This window comes from Streptomyces sp. BF23-19 (genome assembly GCF_041106355.1).
GTDB classification, from domain to species: Bacteria; Actinomycetota; Actinomycetes; order Streptomycetales; family Streptomycetaceae; genus Streptomyces; species Streptomyces virginiae_A.
Window position 1 is genome coordinate 24,569 of the sequence record NZ_JBGBPT010000085.1, and the last position, 10,373, is coordinate 34,941.

Here is a 10,373-nt window from a genome sequence, read left to right on the forward strand (position 1 = left end):
CCGCCGGTGCCGAAGATCGACATCGAGGCCTACGCGAAGGGGGTGCTCGACGGGAAGCGCGCGTTCATCGCGCGCGCGATCACCCTCGTCGAGTCCACCCTGCCGGCTCACCGGGTGCTGGCGCAGGGCCTGTTGACGGAGCTGCTGCCGCACGCGGGCCGGGCCCGCCGGATCGGCATCAGCGGGGTGCCGGGGGTGGGCAAGTCCACCTTCATCGACGCGTTCGGCACGATGCTGACGGGGCTCGGCCACCGCGTGGCGGTGCTCGCGGTGGACCCGTCGTCGACGCGTACGGGCGGCTCCATCCTGGGTGACAAGACCCGGATGGAGCGGCTGTCGGTGGACCCGGCGGCGTTCGTGCGCCCGTCGCCCTCGGCGGGCACGCTGGGCGGGGTCGCCAAGGCCACCCGCGAGTCGATGATCGTGATGGAGGCGGCGGGCTACGACGTGGTCCTCGTCGAGACGGTCGGCGTGGGCCAGTCGGAGACCGCGGTGGCGGGGATGGTGGACTCCTTCCTGCTGCTCTCCCTGGCCCGTACGGGCGACCAGCTGCAGGGCATCAAGAAGGGCGTCCTGGAGCTGGCCGATGTCCTGGCGGTGAACAAGGCGGACGGCCCGCACGAGCGCGACGCGAAGGCCGCGGCCCGGGAACTGTCGGGCGCGCTGCGACTGATGCACCCGGTGGACGCGGCCTGGACCCCGCCGGTGCTGACGTGCAGCGCGCGGGAGTCGACCGGGCTGGACGAGGTGTGGAGCCGACTGGAGCAGCACCGGACCCTGCTGGACGCGGGAGGCCGGCTGACGGCGAAGCGGGCGGCGCAGCAGGTGGAGTGGACCTGGTCGATGGTCCGCGACGAACTGCTGGAACGCCTCCGGGCGGACCCGGCGGTACGGGAACTCGCGCCGGACCTGGAGTCCGCGGTCCGGGCGGGCACGGTGACCCCGACCTCTGCGGCGGACCGCATCCTGGCGGCGTTCGGGAACGCCGGGAGCTGACGGCGGGACGGGTGGCGGCGCGGGGCACTGCGCCGCCACCCGGTCACAGGCAGCTCAGCCGCACGGTCGACGGCAGGAGATCGAGGCCCTGGATGCGGTCGATGCCGATGCCGACGTGCACGTGCAGCAGGTCGCGCAGTTCCGCCAGGGGCGCGAGGTCGATGTCTTCCGCGGCGGTGAACTCCCCCACGAACTGGCACTCGGTCAGCTGCGGAAAGGCCGCGGGCAGCCGCCGGATCGCCGCCTGGACGACCGCTTGTCCGTCGTCGCCGGCGAGGATCAGCCTGTCGACGCCGGGCAGACATCCGTCCGTCGGAAGGGTCTCGAACGACGCGGCGGACACCGTGAGCCGGGCGAGGGACTCCATGGCGAGGATCTCGCGCCAGTCGGCCGTCGAGACGGGGCCGGACTCGGGGTTGAGGACGAGATTCCTGAGCTCGGGGAGCGAGCCGATGCCCTCGAGCCCGTGCGCGGGGCGCGCCTCACCTGCCACCACCAGGGTGTGCAGCGGGGCGCCGGCCGGGAGGGCCCGCGCGGACCAGGTCGCTCCGGCGAGCCCTTCGATCCGCAGGTGCTCCAGTTCCCCGAGCTGCGCGACGGCTTCCAGGCCGAGGTCCGGTCGGACGCTCGACAGGTTCAGGTGCCGGATCGGCAGGCCACCGATCGCGGAGAGGTCCGTCAGTTCCGGGCAGTCGCTGATGTCGAGCGAGGCCAGGGCCGACTGCCCGCTCAGGAAGTCCAGATCGGACAGGGTGGGATGGGAGACGGCGAGCTCCGTGAGTCTGTTCCGGTCGGCGTACCCGGCCAATGCCCGCAGGGAGACCCCGCTCCTGACGTCGAGGTGGCTCGGCCGGAGTCCGAGGCGTTCGAGTTCGCGCAGCTGCTCGTCCAACCGGATCGAGTAGACGAGGTCGGACGGATCCAGGCGTGCGATCACCTCCTCGGCGTAGTCGGCGCATACGAAGCGCGACCAGGCCCAGAGGAGCTGGGACCTGATCGGGAGCCAGGAGTGCGTGGCGAATTGCGCGAGGAAGGGCAGGGCGGCGTCCGACTTGACGTGCGAGGCCGTGATCACCACGTGGTAGGCGTCCCGGTCGGTCAGTTCCCGGGGGCCGGGCAGCAGGCCCAGGACCAGCGGGCCGACTTCCGCCAGGGCTCGCGCCTCCCCTTCGTCCGCCGGCGGGATGAGGGTGGCCGTGCGCCCTTCCACGGCCTCTCGGATCGCGGGGTCGAGGGTGGTGGCGTGCTCCAGGCAGGCGGCGGCGAGCAGGTAGACGCGGGCCCGGGCGCGCTGGTCGGCGGAAGCGTCTCCCCGGGCGAGCAGTTCGCGCAGGAGGGCGACGCGCTCGCCGGGCCGGGCGAGGGCCACCGCCATCCGGATGACGTCCTCCCACTGGTCGTCGTCGGCGTGGCCGGTGAGGAGGCCGAAGTCACCCTCCTCCACCGCGGCACGCGCGCCGAGGAAGTCCTGGAAGGTGCGGTGCACGAAGACCACCGTGCCGGGCGCGGGCTCCTGGAGGAGCCCGCTGCGCTGGAGGAAGTGTTCGAAGACCGCGGCCGCGTCGCCCAGGGCGGCCGCTTCCGGGACCGACGGCAGGGTCCTGGCGATGATGTCCTCGGCGCGGGACCGGTCCATCTCGGTGCGGCCGTTCTTGATGAGCCAGTACGCGAGGCGCTGCAGCAGGTCGAGCTGCGGCTCCTCGCGCAGGTCCGGGACCTTCATGTCCCGCTCCCGGTCGCGGCGGCTCAGCAGCATGGAGAGGGCCGCCTCGTAGAGGTCCTTGCGACCGTGGGGGAGGTAGCCGCGCCGGTCCCGGTGCAGGGCGCAGATCAGCCCGCACATCAGGGGGTTGGTGGCCAGCCTCCCCAGGTCGGACTTGATGCGCACGGCGGTGAGCAACTGAGTCTCGTACTGCCGGAGTTCCGCATCCGCCTCCCCGCCGTCCCGGGCTGCCCCGTGCCATCGCTTGATGAAGGTGGCGATGTCCGCCTGTCCCATGGCGGACAGGGTCAGCTCGGTGAAGCCCTCCTCGGCGAGCCAGTCCGCGCCCACGGCGGAGGGGCGCGAGGTGACGAGCCAGCGGTTGTCGCCGCCGTAGGTGTCCATCAGGTCCCGCAACCAGCCGCGGGCCCGCTCGCGTTCGGTGTCGGGGATCTCGTCGATGCCGTCGACGAGGACCAGGCCCCGGCCGGCCGTCAGGACGCGGTGGGCCCAGCCGTGGGGCTGCTCGGCCCCGAGCGGACAGCCGGAGGAGGTCAGGAAGTCCGCCGGGGCGGGCAGCCGTTCGCCGTGGCGGGTGAGCGTGCGCAGGGGCAGGACGAAGGGGATGCGGTCGTAGAGGTAGTCCATCTGTGGCGAGAGGTCCTGCCGGGCGGCAGTGACGGCGAGCCACTGCACCAGGGTGGACTTCCCTGATCCCGCCTCGCCCCGGAGCAGGACGCGGGGGCTGTCGGACAGGGCCAGGTCGGCGTATTGCGGTACCAGACTCTCGATCATCGCATCCGCGAGGAGATCCCTCTCGACGGCGTGTACTTCCGCGAGCTCCGAGATCCGAGCCCGGAGCGTGAGCGGTGGGCTGTCCGCGACCGCGGGATGCCAGTCGGTGAGGGGGTGGTGGGAGAGTTCCTTCAGGAGCTCTTCGTACCGGCTCACGCTCTTGCGCCAGAAGCGCGGCAGCCCTGTCACCTCCAGGCTCAGGTACGCCGCGTCCAGCGGCCAGCGCGTGGGCGAGTTGCTGAGGTCGATGCCGTAGATGGTGAGCTTGCCGTGCTTCTTCCGCACGTACGGGAGGTACAGCTGCTCGAAGGCGGCGTCCTCCGCTCCGGGCAGCGGGTCGCGGCGGATCAGTTCGTCGACCTTGGCGGTCAGTTCGGCGATCCCGCGGGTCTGCTGCACCAGCGCGCGGGCCACGAACGTGGAGCGCTGCGTGAAGAACTGCAGGATGTGCAGGCATGCGGCGTCGACCAGGCGTTCGTGGAAGTAGGTGGCGTCGGCGCTCAGCTCCCGCTCGGGATGGTCGGCGGCGGCGCGCAGTTCTCGGGCGAAGGCGGCGGAGCCGAGGCGTACGGCGTCCAGGTCGGTCATCGTCAGGTCGCCGAGGCCCCGCAGGGTCCGCGCGAGGGCGTCGGTGACGGCCTGCTGTTCGTCCGCCGCGATCGGACGCTCGCCGCCGGTGCGCAGGGCCTGTGCGACCAGTTTGGCGGCCAGCTTCCGCAGGTCGGTTTCCGTGAGGGAGCGTTTCTCGCCCGTGAAAGAGACGTGGCCCGAGATGCGGATCGGCTTGTCGACCAGGCCCGCTCCGCCGCCCTCGGTGACGAACAGCTTCTTGACGAGGGGTCCGACGGCCGTCGAGGCCAGCCGGATGCCGATGGTCCCGGGCTCCATGCAACCCCCCGCAGCGTAGCGACCGTTGGCCCGGAGCCTAACGGTCGCCGACGCCGCACCGGAGGGTTATGCCCCGACGAGTACCGAGCCGCCCGCGCCCAGTGCCTCGCGCAGGATCCGGGCCTGCTCGACCTTGTTGTCGGTGGCGAGCAGCGCGGAGAGGACCGCGATACGGGCCTGTCCGGCGCGCAGGGTTCCGGTCGGGACGGCTCCGGCGGCCACGAGGTCCACCGCGCCGCCGTGCGTGTAGATCTCGGTGACCGGTCCGGCCATGACCCGGGTGGTCAGCGCGACGAGGACCCCGCGGCCGACGGCGGCCCGGACGGCCTCCACGATCTCCGGGGTGGCGTTGCCCGCACCGGTCCCGACGAGAACGATGCCGCGCGCGCCCGCCTCGACGGCGGCGTTCAGCAGGACCGGGTCGCCGTCGGCGTGGTGCACCACCACGTCCACGCGCGGCGGGAGTTCGGGCATGGCGGGCAGCGGGAGCGGGGCCGGGCGCTGCGGGGCGCGCAGGATGGTGACCTTGCCGAAGCCGATCTTCCCGAAGAGTTCCTTCGAGGGGTCGGCGAACGCGTCCAGCTCCACGGCCTGGGTCTTCACGGTGCCGCGGGCGGCGTGCACCCGCCCGGCGAAGGCGATCAGTACGCCGAGCCCGCGCGTGTTCGCGGCGGTGAGCAGCGCGTCGTAGAGGTTGCCCGGGCCGTCCCCGTCGGCGGTGCCCATGGGGCGCTGCGAGCCGGTGAAGACCACCGGACGCGGGTCGTGGTGATGGAGGTCCAGGAGGAACGCCGACTCCTCCAGGGTGTCGGTGCCGTGCGTGACGACGATGCCGTCCACGCCGGGGTCGGCGAGCACCTCGTGGACGGTGCGGAGCAGGGTGAGCTGATGTGCGGTGGTGAGACGCGGGCTGTTCACGCTGAACAGGTCGACGAGTTCGACGGTGATGCCCTCGGGGAGTGGTGCGGTGGCGATCACCTCGTTCCCGTCGGCGTCCGCTGCGAAGCCGGAACCCTGCCAGCGGCTGGCTATCGTCCCGCCGGTGCTGATCACGACGATCCGTCCCATCGGCCGTGGCCGCCCTTCACTCGTGTCACTCGTGTCACTAGTACGTCACTCGTACATATGTACTCAAAGCAGCAATGATAGAGCGATCTACGCGCAATGTGATTGCGTTTTCCCCCAGGCCTGTTCATAAACGCTGGGTGATAATTGCGCCATGGATGCCATTGACCGAGATATCTTGCGCGAGCTCCAGGCCGATGGGCGCCTGAGCAACCAGGAACTCGCCCAGCGCGTGGGACTGACCCCCTCCCCCTGCATGCGCCGGGTGCGCCAACTGGAACAGGACGGGGTGATCCAGGGCTACCGCGCGGTGATCTCCCCCGAGGCGGTGGACCGCGGCTTCGAGGTGCTCGTCTCGGTCGAGGTGCGGCGCGACCGGGAGGCGGTCGAAGCCTTCGAGGCGGCCCTCCAGGACATCCCTGACGTCATCGAGGCCTACCGTCTCTTCGGCAGCCCCGGCTGCCTGCTGCGGATCGCCGTCGCCGACCTGCGGGCGTACGAGCGCCTGTGGATCGAGAAGCTGACGGCCCTCACCGGCATCACCGAGGTCAACTCGCAGATCATCATGAAGCGCATCAAGGAACCGAACGGCCTGCCCGTCGGTCACTGACATGGGCGAACCCGCGACCCCGTGCCCGCGTGACCCCGCTGCCCCGCGCCCCCGTGACCGCGCAGGCCCTTGCAGCGGGCTCGGAGCGGCAGGAACATGAACAGGAAGCAGCACCACATGGAACCCCTCGGCGCCGGTGATCCGATCCGGCTCGGTCCGTACCGCGTACTCGGCGTCCTCGGCGAAGGCGGCATGGGCAAGGTGTACTTCGGCCGGGAGGACGGCGGCCGCACCGCGGCCGTCAAGGTGCTGCTGCCCGAACTCGCGCACGACCCGCACCTGGTCCAGCGCTTCCTGCGCGAGGCGCGGACCGCCCAGGCGGTCACCGGCGACGGCGTCGCCCGCGTCTTGAACGCGCGGATCGACGACCACGACGGCCGGCCCTGGATCGCCACCGAGTTCCTGTCGGGACCCACCCTCGACGACGCCGTGCGCCGGTACGGGCCCTTCGGCGCCGACGGCGTACGCGCGCTCGCCGCCTCGCTCGCCGCCACCCTGCGGGACATCCACGCGGCCGGGCTCGTCCACCGCGACCTCAAGCCCGCCAACATCGTGCTCACCTCGGGAGGACCGCGCGTCATCGACTTCGGCATCGCGCGCCCCGAGCACGGACTGACGCTCACCACCACGGGCCAGGTGCCGGTCACCCCCGGGTACGGCGCCCCCGAGCAGGTGCTCGGCCAACGCGTCGGCCCGGCTGCGGACGTCTTCTCGCTGGGCGCGGTCCTCGCGTACGCGGCCACCGGACAGCGCACCTTCGACGGAACCCATGTCGCCGCCGTGCAGTACGAGGTGGTGCACGGGGAGCCGCGACTGGACTCCGTACCGCCCGAGTTGCGGCAGCTGATCGCGCCCTGCCTCAGCAAGGACCCCGCCCACCGGCCGACCCCGGAGCAGATCGCGGGCGCCTTCGCCCCGCCGCCGGGAGCGGACCGGATCTGGCGCACCGGGGAGCTGTCCGAGGACATCGAGCGCCGGGGAGCCGAGGCCGACCGGCAGGCCACGGTGGTCGGGCAGGGATCCGGGGCGGGGCCGTCCCGCAGGCGGCTGCTGCGCACCGCGCTCGTGGCCGGGGGCGTAGTGGCCGCCTCGGGCGGGGCGACGGGCGCCTGGTGGCTGCTGCGCGAGGAACCGCGCAAGATCCCCGCGGCCGGACTGGCCCAGAAGGCGGAACCGCTCCCCCTCACCGCCGGGAGCCACGGCACGGCCCCCGGTGAGCTGTGGGGTCCGCTGCCCGTGGCGGCCAAGGCGGTGGACGGAGTGGTCACCGACCCGCTGCCCGTGCTCGACGTGGTCGTCTTCGCCGCCGCCGGTGGCGGTCTGGCGGCCCGGCTGACGACCGACGGCAAGGAGAAGTGGCAGCTGCCCGACGTCCGGCCGGCCGCCGGCCTCGTCGGCCTTCCCGACAACCGGTTCGTGACCGCGGGCTCCGGCGGGGCGCTGCTCGGCTTCGAGGCCTCCACCAGCCGGCAGGAGTGGTCGGTGGCGGATGCCGACACCGGTCGCATCCTGGCCGCGGACGAGTCGGCGGTCTACCTGGTGACGCGCGGCGGGAAGCTGCGCGCGGTGGACACCGCCGGGCGCAAGGTCCGCTGGACGGTGCCGCTCGCGGCGGCGGCCGGGGCGGCGCCCGGACCGCGGGCCGCGGTCGGCAGCGGCCGGCTGGTCGTCTTCGGCGCCGACGGCGATGTCATCGCGGTCGACACCGCGTCCGGGGCGACGGTCTGGCGGCTCGGCGGCCAGGCGAGGTCCGCCCTGCGGCCGCTCGTCATGAAGGACCGCGTCTACCTCGGCGGTCGGAAACTGACGGCCGTGGACATCAGGACGGGCGCCTCGGTGTGGAAGGACGAGGAGACCGAGGCCACCGAGGCCCCGCAGCAGGGGGTCGGCGGCTGGGGCCCGGCGGCCTCGTGGCGCGAGCAGGTGTTCGCGATGGACGGCGCGGAGCTGTGCCAGGTGTACACGGGAACCGGCGGGGCGCGTCCGATGGACCGGAGCCCGAACGGCCCGGCGCCGCACAATCCCCCGCACCTGGAGGCCCGCACGCTGTGGGTCGTCCAAGGGGACGGTCGGGGCGTCTCGGCCCACTCCAGCGTGAGCGGCAGGCGGTACTGGACCTGGTCGGCCGAATCGCGGGGGCCCTGGGGCATGTCCGGCGCGGGGAACCGTGTCTTCCTCGTCAACGACGGGAAGTTGACCGCCCTGCCCACCATCGAATGAGCCTCCGCTCGGGGGAATGCGGCACGCGCCCCGGGAGGTCGGGCGCCGGCGGCCCGCGGTGACACCCGCCGCGCCGCACCCTTCCACCCTCTTCGCCCGCCCGCTTCCACCCGCTTCCCCCGCCCGGACCTGCACGGCTTAGGCTCGGGCCCACCGATCGACCCGGGAGAACCCGCGCATGGAACGCCTTCGGCAGGACGACCCGTCGCACGTCGGGCCGTACGTCATCCTCGCGCGGCTCGACGCCGACTCCACCGAGCGCACCGTTCCCGAACGCCGCTACCTCGGGCGCACCGCCGACGGGCAGCGCACCGTTCTCGTCTGCGTGCCGCGGATCGGCGCCGACCCCTCCCGGTGGGCGATCGAGGCCGAGGGCGCGCGGCGGCTGTCCGTGCCCCGGTTCCTCCGTCTCGCGGAGGTGGGCGGCACGGCCGGGTTCCCCTGGTACGCCGCCCCGTACACGCCCGCGCTGCCGCTGCCGGCCGTGCTCGCCGCCTACGGTGGGCCGCTGCCCGAGGAGACCGTCCGTAGGCTCGGTGCCGCGCTCGCGGAGGCACTGACCGCCGCGCACGCGCAGGGGGTGACGCACGCCGGGCTGTCGCCGGCCGCCGTACTGGTCACCGCGGGCGGACCGCTGCTGACCTGCTTCGGTGCCGTACGGGCCGCGGCCCCTGACGGGGTGGGGCGGGCCGGGCTGCCCGGACTCGATCCGGGCTGCCTGGCGGTGGAGCAGGCGTCGGGCGGACGGCCGCTGCCGCTCGGCGACGTCTTCGCGCTCGGGGCCGTCCTGGCCTACGCGTCGACCGGTCACACCGTGCCCGAGCAGAGTGAACTGCCGCCGGGGCTGCGGACGCTGGTCGGGTACTGCCTGTCGTCCGATCCGGCGGACCGGCCGCAGTCCGCGCAAGAGGTACTGCGCGCCCTCGTGTCCCCCGGTGCGGACACGGCACGCACGGCACCGCCGCAGGACGCCCACCCGGTGGACGCCCACCCGGTGGCCGGCACGGTCCTCGACCACGCGTCCGTGCCGCTGCCCGGCCGGGTCGTCGCAGGGCTCGCGGCCCAGTCCGCCGCGCTGCTCGCCACCGAACTCCCCTCCCCGCAACGGCCGTTCGCCCCGGCCCAGAAGGTGCACTGACCCGATGTCCGTCCCGGCCCAGCTCGCTCCACGCGCACCACGCGCCCCGCTCTCGCCCCTCACGCACGACGATCCGCAGGAGCTCGGCGGTTTCGGGCTGCTGGCCCGGCTCGGCGGCGGTGGCATGGGCACGGTCTATCTGGCCCGTTCGGCGGCCGGCCGGACGGTCGCGCTCAAGACCGTGCACGCCCGGATCGCCGCCGACGCCACCTTCCGTACCCGGTTCCGGCTGGAGGCGGACGCGGCCCGAGTCATCGGCGACCGCTACGGGGCCCGGGTCTTCGCCGCGGACGCCCTGGCCGCGACACCGTGGCTGGCCACCGAGTACGTCATCGGGCCGCAGCTCGACGAGGCGGTCGGGCTCGCCGGCCCGCTGCCCGAGCCGTGCGTCCGCGCCCTGGGCGCGGACCTCGCCCGGGCGCTGGGCCAGTTGCACCGCTCGGACGTGGTGCACCGCGACCTCAAACCCTCGAACGTCATGGTCACGGCTGCAGGGCCCAAGGTCATCGACTTCGGTATCGCGCGCGCCCTCGGCGGCGAACGGCTCACCCGCACCGGGGCCGCGGCGGGCACGCCCGCCTTCATGTCGCCCGAGCAGGCCGGCGGTCTCGAACACTCCCCCGCCGGTGATGTGTTCGCGCTGGCCGGCGTACTGGTCTTCGCGGCCTGCGGACACGGCCCCTTCGGCGGCGGCCGGGCCGCGGACCTGCTGTACCGGGTGCGGTACGCGGAGCCCGACCTGGGTGGCGTACCGGCGGCGCTGGCGTCCGTACTCGCCCGCTGCCTGGACAAGGACCCGGCGCGGCGTCCCACGACGGCCGAACTGGTCGAGCTGCTGGCGCCCGGTGACGGCCCGTTCGCGGACGGGCTGCCGCAGCCGGTGCTCGCGGACATCGCCCGGCGCGCCGCGGCCGTGTGGCAGGAGCCGCCTCCCCGGCTGCCCGCGCCCGCCGGGGAGG

Annotated in this window: 7 protein-coding genes; 5 read left to right on the forward strand and 2 right to left on the reverse strand. The window is 73.4% G+C overall.

Annotation, left to right across the window (positions count from 1 at the left end; genetic code table 11):
• The first annotated feature begins 6 nt into the window (after positions 1-6).
• Positions 7-996 carry a methylmalonyl Co-A mutase-associated GTPase MeaB gene (gene meaB, locus AB8A24_RS34850; RefSeq protein WP_369478480.1) on the forward strand — a complete coding sequence of 330 codons (990 nt, stop codon included), beginning with the start codon at positions 7-9 and terminating at the stop codon, positions 994-996.
• A 43-nt stretch (positions 997-1,039) separates the two neighbouring features.
• Here the strand turns inward: meaB and AB8A24_RS34855 are convergent, their stop codons facing one another.
• A complete protein-coding gene (locus AB8A24_RS34855) occupies positions 1,040-4,381 on the reverse strand; it encodes an NACHT domain-containing NTPase (protein WP_369478481.1) in 3,342 nt (1,113 codons plus the stop codon).
• Between the two features lie 66 nt (positions 4,382-4,447).
• Positions 4,448-5,449, reverse strand: a complete 1,002-nt coding sequence (locus AB8A24_RS34860) for an asparaginase (RefSeq protein ID WP_266378417.1) — start codon at positions 5,447-5,449, stop codon at positions 4,448-4,450.
• Positions 5,450-5,600: 151 nt separating this feature from the next.
• Here AB8A24_RS34860 and AB8A24_RS34865 point away from each other — a divergent pair, with 151 nt between their 5' ends.
• The 4 genes from AB8A24_RS34865 to AB8A24_RS34880 all read left to right on the forward strand — a co-directional run.
• The gene (locus AB8A24_RS34865; protein WP_030713058.1) at positions 5,601-6,056 is read left to right on the forward strand and encodes an Lrp/AsnC family transcriptional regulator; all 456 of its coding nucleotides are present in this window, start codon (positions 5,601-5,603) and stop codon (positions 6,054-6,056) included.
• Between the two features lie 96 nt (positions 6,057-6,152).
• Positions 6,153-8,276 (forward strand): PQQ-binding-like beta-propeller repeat protein, encoded by a 2,124-nt coding sequence (locus AB8A24_RS34870; RefSeq protein WP_369478482.1) that lies wholly within the window; start codon positions 6,153-6,155, stop codon positions 8,274-8,276.
• Positions 8,277-8,454: 178 nt separating this feature from the next.
• The gene (locus AB8A24_RS34875) at positions 8,455-9,414 is read left to right on the forward strand and encodes a serine/threonine protein kinase (protein ID WP_328961237.1); all 960 of its coding nucleotides are present in this window, start codon (positions 8,455-8,457) and stop codon (positions 9,412-9,414) included.
• Between the two features lie 4 nt (positions 9,415-9,418).
• Positions 9,419-10,373 (forward strand): serine/threonine-protein kinase (locus AB8A24_RS34880; protein WP_369478483.1); only part of this gene is annotated, 955 nt, incomplete at its 3' end.

Bases quoted from the DNA above. Each gene is read 5' to 3' on its own strand.
- AB8A24_RS34855 (WP_369478481.1), bottom strand. From the start codon at position 4,381: ATGGAGCCCGGGACCATCGGCATCCGGCTGGCCTCGACGGCCGTCGGA.
- AB8A24_RS34860 (WP_266378417.1), bottom strand. From the start codon at position 5,449: ATGGGACGGATCGTCGTGATCAGCACCGGCGGGACGATAGCCAGCCGC.
- AB8A24_RS34865 (WP_030713058.1), top strand. From the start codon at position 5,601: ATGGATGCCATTGACCGAGATATCTTGCGCGAGCTCCAGGCCGATGGG.
- AB8A24_RS34870 (WP_369478482.1), top strand. From the start codon at position 6,153: ATGAACAGGAAGCAGCACCACATGGAACCCCTCGGCGCCGGTGATCCG.
- AB8A24_RS34875 (WP_328961237.1), top strand. From the start codon at position 8,455: ATGGAACGCCTTCGGCAGGACGACCCGTCGCACGTCGGGCCGTACGTC.